General features: G+C 71.7%; 18 protein-coding genes and 1 riboswitch. Of the genes, 11 read left to right on the top strand and 7 right to left on the bottom strand.

Going from position 1 to position 16,892, the window contains the following annotated elements; genetic code table 11:
- Positions 1-23: 23 nt before the first annotated feature.
- Positions 24-104, top strand: a riboswitch (ZMP/ZTP riboswitch).
- A 25-nt stretch (positions 105-129) separates the two neighbouring features.
- Complete coding sequence (glyA, locus tag ACWEVS_RS17210) at positions 130-1,383, top strand: serine hydroxymethyltransferase (protein WP_354904305.1); 1,254 nt, start codon at positions 130-132, stop codon at positions 1,381-1,383.
- Positions 1,384-1,452: 69 nt separating this feature from the next.
- On the opposite strand, the gene ACWEVS_RS17205 is transcribed toward glyA, so the two are convergent.
- Positions 1,453-2,445: a LacI family DNA-binding transcriptional regulator gene (locus tag ACWEVS_RS17205; protein ID WP_452552259.1), complete on the bottom strand. Its 993-nt coding sequence runs from the start codon at positions 2,443-2,445 to the stop codon at positions 1,453-1,455.
- 106 nt (positions 2,446-2,551) lie between these two features.
- Between ACWEVS_RS17205 and ACWEVS_RS17200 the strand changes: the two genes are divergently transcribed.
- The 6 genes from ACWEVS_RS17200 to ACWEVS_RS17175 all read left to right on the top strand — a co-directional run bounded on the left by ACWEVS_RS17200 (position 2,552) and on the right by ACWEVS_RS17175 (position 7,920).
- Positions 2,552-3,427: an ABC transporter substrate-binding protein gene (locus ACWEVS_RS17200; protein ID WP_449924230.1), complete on the top strand. Its 876-nt coding sequence runs from the start codon at positions 2,552-2,554 to the stop codon at positions 3,425-3,427.
- Entirely contained in the window at positions 3,424-4,524 is a 1,101-nt protein-coding gene (locus ACWEVS_RS17195; protein ID WP_449924227.1) for an amino acid ABC transporter permease, read from the top strand. Before ACWEVS_RS17200 ends, ACWEVS_RS17195 begins: the two co-directional genes overlap by 4 nt.
- Entirely contained in the window at positions 4,524-5,267 is a 744-nt protein-coding gene (locus tag ACWEVS_RS17190; RefSeq protein ID WP_354904296.1) for an amino acid ABC transporter ATP-binding protein, read from the top strand. Before ACWEVS_RS17195 ends, ACWEVS_RS17190 begins: the two co-directional genes overlap by 1 nt.
- Positions 5,264-5,971 (top strand): type 1 glutamine amidotransferase, encoded by a 708-nt coding sequence (locus tag ACWEVS_RS17185; RefSeq protein WP_452414149.1) that lies wholly within the window; start codon positions 5,264-5,266, stop codon positions 5,969-5,971. The genes ACWEVS_RS17190 and ACWEVS_RS17185 overlap by 4 nt, the downstream gene beginning before the upstream one ends.
- Positions 5,972-6,146: 175 nt before the next feature.
- Positions 6,147-7,247 carry a ribosome small subunit-dependent GTPase A gene (rsgA, locus tag ACWEVS_RS17180; RefSeq protein ID WP_354904292.1) on the top strand — a complete coding sequence of 367 codons (1,101 nt, stop codon included), beginning with the start codon at positions 6,147-6,149 and terminating at the stop codon, positions 7,245-7,247.
- Between the two features lie 43 nt (positions 7,248-7,290).
- Entirely contained in the window at positions 7,291-7,920 is a 630-nt protein-coding gene (locus tag ACWEVS_RS17175; protein ID WP_354904290.1) for a phosphoribosyltransferase, read from the top strand.
- Positions 7,921-7,931: 11 nt separating this feature from the next.
- Here the strand turns inward: ACWEVS_RS17175 and ACWEVS_RS17170 are convergent, their stop codons facing one another.
- A complete protein-coding gene (locus ACWEVS_RS17170; RefSeq protein ID WP_449924221.1) occupies positions 7,932-8,405 on the bottom strand; it encodes an ATP-binding protein in 474 nt (157 codons plus the stop codon).
- A gap of 179 nt (positions 8,406-8,584) precedes the next feature.
- Between ACWEVS_RS17170 and ACWEVS_RS17165 the strand changes: the two genes are divergently transcribed.
- Entirely contained in the window at positions 8,585-9,475 is an 891-nt protein-coding gene (locus ACWEVS_RS17165) for a helix-turn-helix domain-containing protein (RefSeq protein WP_452552257.1), read from the top strand.
- A gap of 63 nt (positions 9,476-9,538) precedes the next feature.
- Positions 9,539-9,772 carry a DUF397 domain-containing protein gene (locus ACWEVS_RS17160; protein WP_449924216.1) on the top strand — a complete coding sequence of 78 codons (234 nt, stop codon included), beginning with the start codon at positions 9,539-9,541 and terminating at the stop codon, positions 9,770-9,772.
- 188 nt (positions 9,773-9,960) lie between these two features.
- Here the strand turns inward: ACWEVS_RS17160 and ACWEVS_RS17155 are convergent, their stop codons facing one another.
- The 4 genes from ACWEVS_RS17155 to ACWEVS_RS17140 all read right to left on the bottom strand — a co-directional run bounded on the left by ACWEVS_RS17155 (position 9,961) and on the right by ACWEVS_RS17140 (position 13,356).
- On the bottom strand, positions 9,961-10,272 hold the full coding sequence (locus ACWEVS_RS17155; protein WP_192773819.1) for a WhiB family transcriptional regulator: 312 nt from the start codon (positions 10,270-10,272) through the stop codon (positions 9,961-9,963).
- 101 nt (positions 10,273-10,373) lie between these two features.
- On the bottom strand, positions 10,374-11,288 hold the full coding sequence (locus ACWEVS_RS17150; RefSeq protein ID WP_452552363.1) for a sucrase ferredoxin: 915 nt from the start codon (positions 11,286-11,288) through the stop codon (positions 10,374-10,376).
- 80 nt (positions 11,289-11,368) lie between these two features.
- Positions 11,369-12,862, bottom strand: a complete 1,494-nt coding sequence (locus tag ACWEVS_RS17145) for a glycerol-3-phosphate dehydrogenase/oxidase (RefSeq protein ID WP_452552255.1) — start codon at positions 12,860-12,862, stop codon at positions 11,369-11,371.
- Entirely contained in the window at positions 12,859-13,356 is a 498-nt protein-coding gene (locus ACWEVS_RS17140) for a TetR/AcrR family transcriptional regulator (protein WP_354904278.1), read from the bottom strand. The genes ACWEVS_RS17145 and ACWEVS_RS17140 overlap by 4 nt, the downstream gene beginning before the upstream one ends.
- A 32-nt stretch (positions 13,357-13,388) precedes the next feature.
- Here ACWEVS_RS17140 and ACWEVS_RS17135 point away from each other — a divergent pair, with 32 nt between their 5' ends.
- Positions 13,389-14,948 carry an FAD-binding oxidoreductase gene (locus ACWEVS_RS17135; protein ID WP_452552361.1) on the top strand — a complete coding sequence of 520 codons (1,560 nt, stop codon included), beginning with the start codon at positions 13,389-13,391 and terminating at the stop codon, positions 14,946-14,948.
- On the opposite strand, the gene ACWEVS_RS17130 is transcribed toward ACWEVS_RS17135, so the two are convergent.
- Complete coding sequence (locus tag ACWEVS_RS17130) at positions 14,917-15,300, bottom strand: hypothetical protein (RefSeq protein ID WP_452414143.1); 384 nt, start codon at positions 15,298-15,300, stop codon at positions 14,917-14,919. The two genes, ACWEVS_RS17135 and ACWEVS_RS17130, sit on opposite strands and share 32 nt — an antisense overlap.
- A 95-nt stretch (positions 15,301-15,395) precedes the next feature.
- Here ACWEVS_RS17130 and ACWEVS_RS17125 point away from each other — a divergent pair, with 95 nt between their 5' ends.
- A complete protein-coding gene (locus ACWEVS_RS17125; protein ID WP_449924202.1) occupies positions 15,396-16,892 on the top strand; it encodes a metallophosphoesterase family protein in 1,497 nt (498 codons plus the stop codon).

Below are 16,892 nucleotides of genomic sequence, written 5' to 3'. Positions count from 1 at the left end.
AGCCGATGGACATCCGATATCGTCTAGGGCGTCGCGACTGGCGCATTAGGTGGTTGACCACCGGGGAGCGGAAGGGGCGAAGGCCGAGCGCCTGGGTCTTCGCGCAATGTCAATGATGACAGGGGAGTCATGAGTTCTCTCGCCAACGTCGACCCGCAGCTCGCCGAGCTCATCAAGGCCGAGGAACGCCGTCAGGCCGACACCGTCAAGCTCATCGCGTCCGAGAACTACGTGTCCAAGGCGGTCCTCGAGGCCACCGGCACCGTTCTCACCAACAAGTACTCCGAGGGTTACGCGGGCAAGCGCTACTACGAGGGCCAGCAGGTCATCGACCAGATCGAGACGCTGGCCGTCGACCGGGCCAAGGCGGTGTTCGGGGTCGAGCACGCCAACGTCCAGCCCTACTCCGGCTCGCCCGCCAACCTGGCCATCTACATGGCCTTCCTCAACCCGGGCGACACCGTCATGGGCATGGGCCTGCCGTTCGGCGGCCACCTGACCCACGGCTGGTCGGTCAGCGCCACCGGCAAGTGGTTCAACCCGGTCCGCTACGGTGTCCGCCAGGACACCGGCCGCGTCGACCTCGACCAGGTCAGGGAGCTGGCCCTGGAGCACCGGCCGAAGCTGATCTTCTGCGGCGGCACCGCGATCCCGCGCACGATCGACTTCGAGGGCTTCGCCTCGATCGCCCGTGAGGTCGGCGCGGTCCTGGCCGCCGACATCGCGCACATCGCCGGCCTCATCGCCGGCGGCGCCCACCCGTCGCCCGTCGGCCACGCCGACGTGATCTCCACCACCACGCACAAGACGCTGCGCGGCCCGCGCGGCGCGATGCTGATGGCCTCCTCCGACGAGCACGCCACGGCGCTGAACAAGGCCGTCTTCCCCGGCCTGCAGGGCGGCCCGCACAACCACACGACCGCCGCGATCGCGGTGGCCCTGCACGAGGCGGCCCAGCCGGCCTTCCGCGAGTACGCCGCTCAGGTCGTCGCCAACGCCAAGGCGCTGGCCGAGGAACTGTCGAGCCGCGGCTTCGACCTGGTCTCCGGCGGCACGGACAACCACCTGATCCTGCTCGACCTGACGCCCAAGGGCATCGGCGGCAAGCCTGCCGCGCAGGCGCTCGACCGGGCGGGCCTGGAGACCAACTACAACACGGTGCCGTTCGACACCCGCAAGCCGTTCGACCCGTCCGGCATCCGCATCGGCACGCCGTCGGTCACCTCGCGCGGCATGAAGGAGGCCGAGATGCGGCAGATCGGCGCGTGGATGGACGAGGTCGTCACCGCGCTGGCCAAGGGTGACGCCGAGGACGTGATCACCCGCGTGCACCACGAGGTCTCCGAGCTGACCGCGCGCTTCCCCGCGCCCGGCCTGTCCTAGACCGCCCAGCTCATCCCGCCCCGCCGCGCACGTCGTGGCGGGGCGGTGGCGTGTCAGCCCGTCGGCGTGTCAGCCCGTCGAGGCGCGGATGACCAGGCGGGTCGGGACGTGCAGCCGGTCGGCCGCCTTCCCGGCCAGAACGTCGATCAGCGCCGCCGCCGCGATCGCGCCGCGCTCGGCGGCCTCCAGGCTGATCACGGTGAGGGGCACCTCCCAGCGCTTGTCCTCCGAGGTCTCGCACATCATCGACACGCGCAGGTCGCCGGGGATGGACAGGCCAAGCCTCCTGGCGGCGGCCAGCAGCGCCTCGCCGTAGGTCTCGTTGAGGCCGTGGACGGCGTCGGGCCGGTCGGCCCGCGACAGCAGCCGCTCGGCGGCCACCTCGGGGACCTCGTCGGGCTGCAGCGCCTCGACGATCGGCGGGTTGCCGGTGGCCGCGCACCAGGCGCGGTAGGCGCGGTCGGTGTCGATCGTGTAGGAGTCGGCCTCGGTGCCGGTCAGCAGCGCGATGCGGCGCGAGCCCGTGTCGCGCAGCCGGTCGAGCAGCGTGCGCAGCACGTCGTCGGCGTCGCTGTGGATGACCGGGACGGTCGCGTGCCCGGGGTCGAGGGGCGCGCCGTCGGCGACCACGGGGATCGCCCTGCGCAGGCAGTCGGCCAGGATGGCGTCGTTCGGCTCGGGGTCGACCACGATGACGCCGTCCAGCGGGACCCTGCGGATCATCCCCGAACCGGGTGCGGCCGGCACGACGACCAGGGCGTGCTCGCGCTCGACGGCCAGCATGGTGGCGCCGGCCGTGAACGCGGCGTAGTAGGGCCGGTAGGTGTGGCCCCAGTGCCGCGAGTCGAGGTGGACGACGGGCACACCGATCACGCCCACCCGGCCGGAGGCCAGGCCCGCGGCGATCGGGTCGGGCCGGTAGCCGAGCTCCTCCGCGGCGGCCAGGACCATCGCCCTGGTCTTGGCGGAGACGCGGCCCTTGCCGCTGAGGGCGTGGGACACCGTCGTGATCGACAGCCCGGTGGCGGTGGCGACGTCGCGGATGCCGGCGCGTGAGCTCATGGAATGATCCTATCGGCGTTTGAGAAAACGTTTTGGCAACACCCATTGACCGAGCCAAAGCGTTTTTGCAACCGTGGCGTACCCCAGAACGACTCAGGAGTGAGCCATGACCCGAACCCGCTCCGGCCTCGCCGCCGCCGGTCTCACCGTCCTGCTGCTTGCGGCAGGTTGCGGATCCTCCACCTCCAGCACCACCGAGGCCAGCGGCACCGCCTACGGCAACTGCACCGTGACCGGCAAGCGGGGCGAGTTCAAGCTCGCGACCGTGACCGAGGACACCCTGACGGTGCAGGGCGACCTGCCCTCCAAGGGCTGGTGGAACGGCGACACGGTGGCCGACATCAAGGACGGCTTCGAGTACTGCATGGCGGCCACCATCGCCTACCGCGCGGGGCTGTCCAAGCTGGCCGTCGAGAACGCGCCCTTCGACGCGCTGGTCGCCGGCCACACCAAGGACTTCGACCTGGCCCTGGCCGAGATCTCCATCACCGAGGCGCGCAAGAAGGTGGTGACCTTCTCGGCGCCCTACTTCGCCTCCAACATCGGGGTGATGACCAAGAAGGGCGCCGACGTGACCGCAGGCAACCTGCGCACGCTGCGCCTGGGCGTCAAGCAGGGAACCACCGGCGCCGACTTCGTGGCCAACGTCCTCAAGCCCGAGCAGCAGCCCAAGGTCTTCCCCAACGACCCCGAGATGGCCGCCGCCGTCAAGGCCGGGCAGATCGACGCCGGGCTCCAGGACGTGGCCATCATGCTGGGCACCGCCGCCAACTCGCAGGGCGCGCTGACCGTCGTCGGCCAGTACTCGACCGGCGAGTCGTACGGCGCGCTCTACCCCAAGGGCTCGCCCAACGCCGCCACCCTCGACGCGATCATCCAGCAGATGAAGTCCGACGGGACATTCGACAAGCTGTCGGCCGACCACCTGGCCAAGGTGTTCGGCGGCGACCCGGCCTCCGTCCCGCTCTGGCAGGCGTCGTGACCGCCCAGCAGACGCTCCTCGGGGGCGCCTCGGCCGCGCCGGAGCGCGCCCAGCCCGTCCCCGCGCCGGGACGCGGCTTCGCGGCGGCCGGCATGACGGGAGCGGCGCTCGCCACCGCCGCCACCTGGGCCGTGGCCGCCGACCTCGTCGGGGCGGCCACCGCCGGGCCCTGGCGCTGGGTGCTCGGCGCCGTCGCGGTCGCGGGCGCGCTGGCCGTCCTGGCGGTGTTCCGGCCCGCGTGGGACGCCTGGCGAGCCTCGCGTGCCTGCGCCGCCGCGCTTGAGGAGACCGACGTAGTGGCGGCGCGCCGGCTGGCCGCGCGCGTGCGCGAGTCGGCCTGGACGGCGCTCGGCGCGGCGCTGGCCGTCCTGTGCGCGCTGGGCGCGATCGTCTTCGTGCTCGCCAACGACGCGGCGGTGCAGAAGACCTTCCTCGACGGCGCCCTGATGTGGGCGAGCTTCCCCGACATCGCCCGCGCCTTCGCCACCAACCTGGTCATCGCCGTGGTGGCGCAGGCGCTCGTGCTGGTCTGGGCCCTGGTCCTGGCCCTGGCCAGGCTCGCGCCCGGCCGGGCGGGGCGGCCGATCAGGCGGCTGGCGACCTTCTACATCGACGCCGTCCGCGCCGTTCCCGCGATCATCGTGATCTACCTGATCGGCTTCGGCCTGCCGCTGGCCGAGGTTCCGCTGCTCAGCGGGCTCAACCAGACCTGGTACGCGATCCTGGCGCTCACCGTGGTCTACGGCGCCTACGTCGCCGAGGTCTTCCGCGCCGGCATCGAGAGCATCCACCCCAGCCAGATCGCGGCCTCGCGCTCGCTCGGCTTCTCCTACCTGGCGACCATGCGGCACGTGGTGGTGCCGCAGGCCACGCGCCGGGTGATCCCGCCGCTGCTGAACGACTTCATCAGCCTGCAGAAGGACACCGCGCTGGTGAACGTCATCGGCAGCATCGACGCCTTCAACCAGGCCAAGATCCTGGCCGCCAACAACTTCAACCTCTCCTCGGTCACGGTCGTGGCGGTGCTGTTCATCCTCATCACCATCCCGCAGGCCCGGCTCGTCGACCGTCTCCTCACCCGCGAACGGAGCACGTGATGGCCTTCCTGGAGCTCGAAGGGCTGCGCAAGAGCTACGGCGGCCACGAGGTGCTCAAGGGCATCGACCTGTCCGTGGAGCGGCACGAGGTGATCTGCCTGATCGGCGCCTCGGGCAGCGGCAAGTCCACCCTGCTGCGCTGTGTCAACGCGCTGGAGTCCATCGACGCCGGCACCGTCCGCCTGGACGGCGAGGTGGTCTCCGGAGCGGGCGTGGACGTCAACCTGCTGCGCAAAGACATCGGCATGGTCTTCCAGAGCTACAACCTGTTCCCGCACATGAGCGTGCTGGACAACATCACGCTGGCGCCGGTCAGGCTCGGCGGCCTGCCGCGTGAGCAGGCCCGTGCCCGCGCGCTGGAGCTGCTGCGCAGGGTGGGCCTGGAGGAACGCGCCGACGCCTACCCCGACCGGCTGTCCGGCGGGCAGCAGCAGCGGGTCGCGATCGTCAGGACCCTCGCCATGGGGCCTCGCGTGCTGCTGCTGGACGAGATCACCTCGGCGCTCGACCCCGAGCTCGTCGCCGAGGTCCTCGGCATCGTCCGTGACCTGGCGGCCGAGGGTCTGACCATGCTGCTGGCCACCCACGAGATGGGCTTCGCCCGCGAGGTGGCGAGCCGGGTGTGCTTCCTGCACCAGGGCTGCCTGCTGGAGGAGGGGCCGCCCGAACAGATCTTCACCGAACCACACGAGGAGCGTACGCGCATGTTCCTGAAGTCCATCATCGAGGCGGGACGCCTGTGATCCTCGGCATCCAGCACGAACACGGCACCGGCCCCGGCCTGATCGGGGAGCGGATCGAGCGGGCCGGGCACAAGCTCGACCTGCGCCACCCGTACCTGGGTGAACCCCTGCCCCCCGACCTGTCGGGACACGACGGCCTGGTCGTGCTCGGCGGCACCCCGGGAACCGGCGACGTCGGCCTGGCCCCGTGGCTGCCCGCCGTGGAGGCGCTGCTACGGGAGGCGGTCCGCGACGAGGTCCCCGTCCTGGGGGTCTGCCTCGGCGGCCAGCTGCTCGCCCAGGCCTGCGGCGGGACGGTCACCGTCGCCGCCGCCGCCCAGGTCGGCCTCTTCCCGCTCGGCGCCTACCCGGCGGCCGACGACGACGAGCTGTTCTCCGGCTTCCCCGCCGACGGCCAGGCCGTCCAGTGGCACTGGGACGAGATCGCGGAGCTGCCGCCAGGGGCCGTCCCCCTCCTGCGCGACGACGCCTTCCCGCACCAGGCCTTCCGCCTGGGCCGGCGCGCGTGGGGTGTGCAGTTCCATCCCGAGGTGCTGCTCGCCTCGGCCACCGAGTGGGCCTCGGGGGAGTCGCCGCAGCTGGCCGAGCTCGGCCTGGACGTGCCCGCCATGCTGGGCGGCGTCGCCGCGGCCGAGCCGGCGCTGCGCGACCTGTGGGGCGGGATCACCGACCGCTGGCTGGCCCTGGTCCGCGAGCCCGCGTGACCGCTCACGACGCACGTGATCTGCGGGAGTGATACTGTTCGGCTAGGCAGACGGCCACGACACATGGGAGGTGAGGACTATGCGGGTCTTTCTGAGCTGCTCGCTGTCCGAAAACTTCCGGGTGCCCGCCTGACCTTTCACGCCGCGGGGCCCGGCTTCCGAAGGGTACCCAAGCGTGACCACACACGATCTTTCCCTGCTCGGCTGGACCGGCTCGCTGGCCGCCGAGCTTCCCGCGGACACCGTTCCCGCGCGCGTGGCGCGGGTCGACCGCGGAGCCGCGGAGGTCATCGCCTCCGACGGCCATCACCATGTCAAATACGGCGCCCGCGTGCGCAGGGCCGCGGCCGGCGACCCGGTCGCACTGCCCTGCGTGGGCGACTGGGTGGCGCTGCGGGCGCTGCCCGAGGGCCGCTACGAGCTCGACGAGGTACTGCCCCGCCGTACCGCCTTCGTGAGGGGCGGCGTCAGCCGCGTCTCGCGCGGGGGACTGTCCGGCGACGGACAGGGGCAGGTGCTCGCCGCCAACGTCGACGTCGTCTTCGTGGCCGAGCCGTCCATGCACGCCACCGACTTCGCCGACCTCGGACGCATCGAGCGGCTGGTCGCCCTGGCGTGGGAGAGCGGCGGCACGCCCGTCGTGCTCATCACCAAGTCCGACCTGTTCGAGCTGGGGCTCGACCAGCTGCTGGCCGACGTCTCGGCGGCGGCGCCCGGCGTGCCGGTGCACGCCGTCTCCTCCCTGCTCGGCGAGGGTGTCGCGCCGGTGCGCGAGCATCTCGCCGGCTCGCGCACGGCCGTGGTGCTCGGTCCTTCGGGAGCGGGCAAGTCCACGCTGGTCAACGCGCTGGCCGAGGAGGGAGTGATGGACACCCAGCAGGTCCGCGCCGCCGACGGCAGGGGCCGGCACACCACCGTGCACCGGGAGCTCATCCCGCTGCCCGGCGGCGGGCTGATCATCGACACGCCCGGCATCAGGCGGGTCGGCCTCTACGAGATGACCGACGGGGTCGACCTCGTCTTCGCCGACATCGAGGACCTGGCCCGCTCGTGCAGGTTCGGCGACTGCTCCCACAACGGCGAGCCGGACTGCGCCGTGCAGGCGGCCCTGGATTCGGGGCTGCTGCCCGAGCGCAGGCTGGAGAGCTGGTTCAAGCTCCAGCGGGAGGCCGCGTGGATGGCCGGCAGGACCGACGCCAGGCTGCGCAAGGAACAACAGCAGAAGTGGAAGATCATCCACAAGGAGATGCGCAGGTCAGGGCGTAATCGGCCCTAGCCGGCGCAGGGATGCGCGGCACCGGTACGGGTATGACTCGGGCATGGGGCCGCTGTTCGCCGACAGAGCCGAGGCAGGCGCCCTGCTGGCCGAGCGCCTGCGCGGGCTGAAGGACCCCGTCGTCCTGGCGTTGCCACGCGGCGGGGTCGCCGTGGCGGTGCCCGTGGTCCGCAGGATCGGCGGCGTGCTGGACATCCTCGTCACCAGGAAGATCGGCTACCCCGCCCAGCCGGAGCTGGGCGTGGGCGCCATCGCCGAGGGAGGGGAGCCGGTCTTCGACGAGCGGCTGATGGCCGGTCTCGGCCTGACCCGCTCCGGCCTGGAGAAGGTGGTCGAGCGGGAGCGCGAGGAGCTGCGCCGCAGGGTGCGCGTCTACCGGGGGGACCGGAAGCTGCCGTACCTGACGGGCCGGGACGTGGTGGTCGTCGACGACGGGCTCGCCACCGGCGGTACGGCGAGGGCGGCGCTCAGGGCGGTCGAGGCGGCCAAGCCGGGCAGGCTCACCCTGGCTGTGCCGGTCGGGGCGCCGCAGACGGTCAGGGCGTTGCGCGGCGAGGCCGACGAGCTGGTCGTGCTGGCCACGCCGCCCGACTTCCACGCGGTCGGGCAGTGGTACGGAAGCTTCGAGCAGCTGACCGACGCCGACGTGCTGGCGCTGCTGGCCCAGCAGTGACGTGGGCCGCCTCAGTTGAGCGCGGCCCAGACGAGCTTGCCGCCGCCGGCTGGATGAAGCCACCCCCAGGTGGTCGTGAGCGCCTCGATGAGCGGCAGCCCCCTGCCGAACTCGGCCAGGAAACCGGTTGTCGCGGTCACCGGCACCGCGCCGCTGAAGTCGCGGACCGCGCATCCGAGCCGGCGCTGCGAGCACACCAGCCTGAGCGACCTGGCGCCCCCGCCGTGCCTGATGGCGTTGGTCACCAGTTCCGAGACGACGAGCTGCGCGTCGAACACCGCGTCGCAGGACTCCCATCCCGCGAAGGTGGTGCGCACGAACGACCTGGCCACCCCCACGACGGCCGGGTCGGCGGGCATGGCGAAGTCGAGCACCACCGCCTGGTCGCCGGGCGGGCTGCCGGACAACAGGGTGCTGAGCCAGTCGGGCGGTGCGGTGCCCGTGGCGGCGTGCCATGGTGCTGATGGTGCGGCGGAAGTGGTCATGGAGGTCCCCGGGGCTCGGATACTTCGCGCGGTCCAAGTGACCATATTTACGGCGAGAGCTTACAGATGCAAGACTTTCCGTGCTTTACCGATGCAAATCGCAAATGCACGTGCGTGAAGGGTGATGCCCGCCCCGGATCCGTGTCACACTGTGATCTTTACTCGAGAGGAGACAGCGCGTGGAAGCGGCGGAGAACGTGCGGCCCCTGAGCTCTGCCAAGGGTGGCGGCCCGACGGTTCTGCGTATCCTGCTCGGTGCCCAGCTCAGGAGGCTGCGCACCGCCAAGGGGATCTCCAGGGAGGACGCCGGCTACGCCATCAGGGCCTCGCACGCCAAGATCAGCCGACTCGAGCTGGGCCAGGTGAGCTTCAAGGAGCGCGACGTCGCCGACCTGCTGACCATGTACGGCGTGACCGACCCCGGCGACCGAGCGCGCCTGCTCGACCTGGCCAGGCAGGCCAACCAGCCGGGCTGGTGGCACAAGTACAACGACCTGCTGCCGAACTGGTTCGAGGTCTACATCGGCCTGGAGGGGGCGGCCTCGATCATCCGCACCTACGAGAACCAGTTCGTCCCCGGCCTGCTGCAGACGCCCGACTACGCGCGAGCGGTGATCTCGCTGGCCCACGACAAGGCGCCGAAGAGCGAGATGGAGCGCCGCGTCACGCTCCGGATGACCAGGCAGGAACGCCTCGGGGGCGAGCGGCCGGTCGCGCTGTGGGCGGTGCTCGACGAGGCGGTGCTGCGCCGCGCGCTGGGCGGGAACGAGACCATGCGTGGCCAGATCGGGCACCTCATCGAGGTCGCCGACCTGCCGAACGTGACGGTGCAGGTCATGCCGTTCGAGCGGGGCGGGCACGCGGCGGCCGGCGGCGCCTTCTCCATCCTGCGCTTTCCCGAGCCCGAGCTGCCCGACGTCGTCTACATGGAGCAGCTGTCGAGCGCGCTCTACCTGGACAAGCTGGGTGAGTCCGAGCACTACATGAAGGTCATGGACCGGCTCAGCGTGCAAGCGGACACTCCCGCCGAAAGTCGGCGCTTTCTGGAGCGACTGCGCAAGATCTTCTAGTTCGCGTATCCTCGTGCCCTGCAAGCACCGATGCACGTGCATTCGCACGCACGAGGAGGAACCATGGGGGAGATTCCCAACGGCATCGCCGCGAGCAGACTCGCGGTGGCCTGGCGCAAGGGCAGGCGCAGTAATCCGAACGGCAACTGCGTGGAGGTGGCCGCCCTGCCGACGGGCCAGTACGCGGTGCGGAACTCCCGCTTCCCCGACGATCCCGCGCTCGTCTACACCAAGGCGGAGATGACCGCGTTCGTGCTGGGCGCGAAGGACGGGGAGTTCGACGACCTGATCGCCTGAGGCGCGGCATCGTCACGCTGCCCTCGACGGGGGGAGTCGCGCGCCCTCTGTTGGGAGGGGGGATGTGATGCCGGCGACGCCCGTGGTGCTTGATGGTGCTTGATCAGGCAGTTGTCCCGACCGGGTTCGAGGTGGTCATCGGGACAACTGCGTGATCACGCTGCTGCTGGACGCTGCCGGGGTGGACCTCAGGCGGCGGAGATGCCTGCGCTGGCCGCGCGGCGCATGCGACGGCGGCGCTCGGAGGCGCGCTCGTCCTCGTTAAGACCGCCCCACGTGCCGTACTTCTCGGGCCGGGACAGCGCGTAGTCAAGGCACTCGGCGCGAACGGGGCACTGGGCGCAGATCGCCTTGGCCTTCCGCTCGCGAACGTCACGCTCGGGCTGCCGCTCGCCGTCGGGACCGAAGAAGAGCACGAGGTCCTCACCTCGGCACGCGGCATCATCCTGCCAACCCCAGCTGGGGCGCGGGCGGGCGATCTGCCGACGTACCTGAGACATGAGAAAACCACCTTCGTGAGAGGTATTTCAGTGATTGAGCCGCATTGGACGCTTTCGGCGTCACTGTTCCAACGCAGGGGTGTGCCGTGATGTTCCCGTGATCAGGCGAGAGCGGGCGTGGCGTACCGCACAGGCGCGAGCCTGTCCAGCGAGACCAGCCGGTAGGTCGTGATCGTCTCGGCGCAAGCCGTACCACACGGTGTTGGGAACACCGCTGGCTCAACCACAACCTGGAACCGGACGTCACCGCAGCGCACGAGGGCCTCGGTGACGTCGCCGTCCGACCTGGAGGATTCCACGGCCACTTCGCCGACCGACAGTTCACCCGTGTGGGCACGGGCGAAATGCTCGGCGGCCTGCAATGGCTCAGGGATGCCTGCGCGTCCCCGGTAACGGTCGAGAATCACCTCGCCGGACCGGTACGCGTTGACTGCTGCGATCGCAGCAGCCTGAGACATGCTGCCGTAGAAAATTCCGTGTGGCAAGCACACGAGGTTGGCGGCGTAGCGATCGCCGCCAACATGTGAGGTTTCCCACACTCTGTCCGGCAAAACTTCTGCCAGCCGTCGAGCGAGGGGTAGTCCAATGCGGGCGCAGCACGCATTGCGCTTGGCGTGCGTGCAGACCAGAAATACCGGCTCGTCTTCAAGTATGCAGGACTCTGGGACCACTCCGGCCACCACGGCGTCCAAGTCAAGATCGTCAGGACCTGCGATGACACCGCTGGCCAGCCAGGGGTTCTCGCCTGCCGCGTAGCCGACTAGCACACGGATGCGCTGGTCCCGCTGCCGGGTTCGGCGCCCTGGGCGGCGGATGAGCTGGGGTCTGATACCGCGTTCGGCGGCTCTTCGCACGAGTTCTGCGATCTCTTCAGGAAGTTCACAGTTTTCCAGGTGCGAGGCCCACGGGCCCTCGTGCTCGATGAGCAGCCACAGGCGGGCGCCGACCGTCGCGCTGGCGAGGGTCGGCACGTCGCCCGTGTGACAGCCGACCGGATGGTCGCACCCCTTGGCCATGCCCACCTTCCCCTTGATCCTTCTTCCTTAGGTAAGACTAACCTAACGGTTTGGGGAGTGTGCATGCGGCCGACACGCGCTCAGAGGGTCAGGGCGTGCCGGGCCGCCGCGAGCGCCGCCGCCCGGTCCTCGGGGACCAGCCCGATCCTGGTGCGCCGGTCGAGCAGGTCGGCCTCGTCCAGCGCGCCCTCGTGCCGGACCGCCCACACCAGTTCGCCGAGCGTACGGCCCGCGCCCACCGGCTCGGGATGCCGCTTCACCAGCTCGTGGACGGCCGCCGCCTCGCCGCCGTACCGAGCGACGAGGTCCGCGGGGCCGCCCGCGAGCCGGGCGCCGACCAGCGGCAGCCGATCCGACACGCACGGGCCCGCCGGCAGCGCCCGCCGCGAGACGGCCAGGTCCACGGCGTCCTGCGCCATCCGCCGGTAGGTGGTCAGCTTGCCGCCGGTGACGGTGACCACCCCGTCCGCCGACGTCAGCACCGCGTGCCGGCGGGACAGGTCGGCGGTGCGTCCCTCGGCCTCCAGGAGCGGCCTGAGACCCGCGTAGGCGCCCGCCACCGCGCCGCGGTCCACGGCGACCTCCAGGACCGCGTTCAGCACGCTCAGCAGCGCCGTGACGTCCTCTTCGGGCACCTCCGGCACGTCGGGGACCGGGCCGTCCACCGGCTCGTCGGTGAGACCGACGTAGACCCGCCCGTCGTGCTGGGGGAGGACCAGGGCGAACCGGTTGCTCTCGCCGGGTATGGGCACGTGAAGCCCGGCGCGCAGCCCGGGCAGCGTCTCGCCGCGCAGCACCAGATGGGTGCCGCGCGAGGGGCGCAGCCTGAGGTCGGGGTTGAGCAGGCCGGCCCACACGCCCGCCGCGTTGATCACCGCGCGGGCCCTGATCGTGAACGTCTCGCCGGTCAGCTCGTCGCGCACCTCGGCGCCGTCGCCGTGCAGTTCCAGGGCCCTGCACCTGGTCAGGATCCGGGCGCCGTGGCCGGCCGCCGTCCGGGCGATCGCCACCACCAGGCGGGCGTCGTCGACGAGCCTGCCGTCCCACGACAGCAGCGCCCCGCGCAGGCCGTCGCCGCGCAGGGGCGGCGCCAGCTCCCGCGCCTTGGCGGAGGGCAGCCGCGACGGCCCCGGCAGCAGCCCGCGCGGCGTGCGCGCGGCCACGCGCAGCGCGTCGCCCATCCGGTAGCCGGTCATGACCAGCGCGGCCTGCGCCCGCGAGACCGCCGGGGTGAGCGGCAGCAGGTACGGCGCGGCCCTCACCAGATGCGGCGCGGTGCGGGTGAGCAGGATGCCGCGCTCGACCGCGCTCTCGCGGGCCACCCCCACCTGGCCCTTGGCGAGATAGCGCAGCCCGCCGTGGATCATCTTCGAGCTCCACCTCGAGGTGCCGAAGGCCAGGTCGTGGGCGTCGATCGCGGCCACCGTGAGTCCGCGGGAGGCGGCGTCGAGCGCCACGCCCGCCCCCGTGGCGCCGAGCCCCACGACCAGCACGTCGACGGTCTCGTGGCGGACCCGCTCCAGCTCGGCGAGCCTGCGCGCGGCGGTCAGGGAGGTGTTCGTCGCGGGTGTCATGCCAGATACCTCTCCAGGAGGGTCGTCAGTTCGGCGTCGAGGGCGTCGGGGTCGCCCATGGTGTGGGCCGACAGCAGGAATGACTGGGCGGTCAGCAGCACGGCGCGGGCCCGCGCCGGGCTCATGCTCCGCTCCAGGACCTCGAGGATCGCGTCGTGGCTGGCGCCCCTGCGCACGGTCAGGTACGGCAGCAGCAGTTCGGGGTCGACCTCGACGATCTTCCGCCACAGCGGGTGCTCCCGCAGCGTCCGCACGCCCTTGACCACGGCCGGCACGGGATCGCTCAGGTCGAGCTCGGCCACCACGCGCAGCCACTCGCGGGTCATCAGATCCGCCACCAGGCTGCCCACGTCGGGCCAGCCGCGATAGATGGTCATCCGCGACACCCCGGCCCGCCGGGCCACGTCGGTCAGCGTCGTGCGCCGCACCCCGTAGGCCAGCACGCAGGCACGGGCGGCGTCCAGTACGACGTCATTGTGACGAATTGCCGTCATGTGTCACAGTGTAAGGCGTGGAGAACGAACCGATGCTGTGGAGCGGCTGGGGCGACCCCGCCAAGGCCCGCGAGCTGCCCGACCAGATCCGCAGGCTCCTGCACGACCTCATGGGGGTGAGCGCGCCCGCGCCCGCCGTGGCCATCGACGAGGTGAAGCTCCCGCCGGCCTCGCTGCCCGGCGCGGCGCTGGCCGAGCTGCGGGAGGCGGTGGGAGCGGCCCACGTGCGCGACGACCACGAGGCCAGGGTCCGGCACACCCGCGGCAAGTCCACCCCCGACCTGCTGCGCATACGGGCCGGCGACGGCTCGGACGCCCCCGGCGCGGTCGTCCTGCCTGGCTCGCACGAGGAGGTGCTGCGCGTCCTCGAGGTGTGCGGGCGACACGGCGTGGCGGTCGTCCCCTTCGGCGGCGGCACCTCGGTCGTCGGCGGCGTGACAGGCGGCGTGACGGGCGACGTGACGGGCGGCGGCGTGATCGCCCTCGACCTGGCCAGGCTCGACCGGCTGGTGTCGGTCGACACCGAGTCGATGGTCGCCGAGCTGGAGCCCGGCCTGCGCGCGCCCGACGCCGAGCGGCTGCTGGGCGAGCACGGGCTCACGCTGGGGCACTTCCCCCAGTCCTACGAGTACGCCACGCTCGGCGGCTTCGCCGCCGCCAGGTCCAGCGGGCAGGCCTCGGCCGGGTACGGGCGCTTCGACGACATGGTCGTGGGCATGACCGTGGCCACCCCCACCGGGACGCTCGACCTCGGCCGGGCGCCCAAGTCCGGTGCGGGCCCCGACCTGCGCCAGCTGGTCCTCGGCTCGGAGGGCGCCTTCGGCGTCATCACCTCGCTGCGGCTGCGGGTGCGCAGGATCCCGGCCGAGACGGTCTACGAGGGCTGGCGGTTCGAGTCGTTCGCCGCCGGCTCGGCGGCGATGCGCGCCCTCGCGCAGGCGGGGTCGCTGCCCACCGTGCTGCGGCTGTCCGACGAGACCGAGACGATGATCGGCCTGGCCAAGCCCGAGGCCATCGGCTCCGGCGACGCGGGCTGCCTGCTGATCGCCGGCCACGAGAAGGACCGGCAGCCTGCGGCGGCCGTGCTGGCCCAAGCGGGCGGCACCTACCTGGGCGCCGAGCCGGGGCAGGCCTGGGCGCACGGCCGCTTCGCCGCGCCGTACCTGCGGGACTCGCTCCTGGCCGCCGGCGCCACCGTCGAGACGCTGGAGACCGCGACCTTCTGGGCGAACCTGCCCAGGCTCTACGACGCGGTACGGCTGGCGCTGCTCGGCGCGCTCGGCACGCCGCTGGTCATGTGCCACATCTCGCACGTCTACGAGACCGGCGCGTCGCTGTACTTCACCGTGGTGACCGGCCACGGCCTGGCCGCATGGGAGAGCGCCAAGCGGGAGGTCAACGCCGCGATCGTCGCCGCCGGCGGCACCATCTCGCACCACCACGGCGTCGGCAGGGACCACCGGGAGGCCTACGCGGAGGAGATCGGCCCGCTCGGCGTGGAGATCCTGCGCGCGGTCAAGGAGCGCCTCGACCCCGCCGGGATCATGAACCCCGGCGTGCTCATTCCTTCTCCGCCTCGACCAGCAGGATGAACGCCTCCTCCTTCCGGCCGAGCGCCGTCAGCACCTCGGCGGTGCAGCCCAGCGCCATGACCAGCGGCGCGCCGCCGAGGCTCCTGGCCAGCTCCAGCGCCTCCTCCGCCAGCGGCAGCGCCCTGGCCGGCCGGCCGCGCGACATCAGCAGCCCGCAGCCCGCCCGTAGCGCCCTGACCAGCAGCCCCGTGTGCGTGACGGGATCGCGGGCCGCCAGTGCGCGCGCGCCCGCGATCGCCCTTTCCGTCGTTCTCATCGCCGCACCGCCGAACCCCCGCTGCGTCGCGGCATAGGCGAGCAGGCCCTCGACGGCGTCGGCGCTGATCCCATCCCCTGAACCGGTGCGGGCCATCCCCAGCCCCCCGCAGCATCGACAACCGCTTGCTTGGGGGTGAAGGCTACCGCACGTGGTCGCCTGATGACAGCTTCATGAGATCAGGTAAACATATGACCATGGTCGACGTCGCCGCAGAGCGTGGAAAGCGGTCCTCCTCCCGCACCTCGGAGGAGGGCGCCGGATGGCGGTGCCAGCAGATCGGAACCTACCGTGACCTGCGCCCGGACAACGACACCTTCTCCTGGCTCAACCCCCGGACCCTCTGGCGTTCGCGCAACGAGATCCTCGCCGGCCTGTTCGGCGACCCCTCGGGAGAGGTACGGCGGCGCTGGGTCGAGGCGCAGCGGCGGCGGGGCGTCGACGCCGACCTCAGGATCAGGCCGGGGCTCGGCAAGCGCTTCGGCTTCCTGCTCTTAGGTGATCCCGGCGAGGGCGACGCCTCCCAGTACGCGGTGGTGCCGGGGATGCTCGAGGTCGGCCGGGACACCTCCTTCGCCGTCATCGCCAGCGACGTGATCTATCCGACGGGCGCGGGCAACGAGTACCCGAACAAGTTCTTCCGGCCCTACAAGGACTACCCGGCGCCCGTCTACGCCGTTCCCGGCAACCACGACTGGTACGACGGGCTGGGCGGGTTCATGCGCGTCTTCTGCGACGCGCCGCCGCTGAAGCCCCGGCCGGACCGGGGCCCGCGCGGCCTGCTGTGGCGCAAGCCCGAGCCGATCGACGAGGCGGCGCTGGCCGCGGCCCGCCGGCTGCGCGGCGCGCCGGAGCAGCAGGCCCTCCAGCCGGCCTCCTACTGGGCGATCGAGAGCGAGAGCCTGCTGATCGTCGGCATCGACACCGGGATCCGCGGACTGATCGACAAGGACCAGGTCGCGTGGCTGCGCAGGACCTCCCTGGACCCGCGGCCCAAGATCCTGGTCACCGGCAAGCCGATCTACACCCGCAACGTCTACAAGCCCTCGCCGCTGGAGGGCGGTGGGACGATCGACGACATCGTCCGCGACCCCGCGCACCGCTACGTCGCGGCCATCGGCGGCGACGTGCACAACTACCAGCGTTACCCGGTCAGGGTGGGGGACCGGGTGATCCAGTACGTCGTCGCGGGCGGGTCGGGCGCGTTCATGCACGCCACCCACACCATCGAGCGGGTGGACGTGGCCGGCGTGCACGAGGACGACTTCAGGTGCTACCCGCTGCGGGGCGACTCGCTGTCGTTCTACAGCCAGCTGTACGCCAGGCGGCTGCGCATGCGGTGGCTGTACCTGACCCCGGCCGAGGCGGCCTGCATCATGGCCGACCGCGTCAAGAACACCCCGGTCAGGCCGATCCGCCCCGAGGTGACGATCACCCGGCGGATGCGGTGGGCGGCGCGCGTCCTCGGCGCCTGGCCGATGCCGCTGCGGCTGCCGGTGGGCAGGACCTTCCACCGGTCGCTGTCGGAGCTGTCCGACTGGGACACCCCGCCGTTCTTCAAGAGCTTCCTGCACCTGGACGTGACGCCCGAGGCGCTGACGCTGCGCTGCTTCGCGGCCACGGGGTGCCTGCCACAGGAGCTCGACCCGCCGCTGGAGGACGAGGTGACCATCCCCCTGACCCCGTGA

The organism is Nonomuraea sp. NPDC003754 (assembly GCF_053605785.1).
This window is presented reverse-complemented; position numbering and strand designations above follow the sequence as displayed.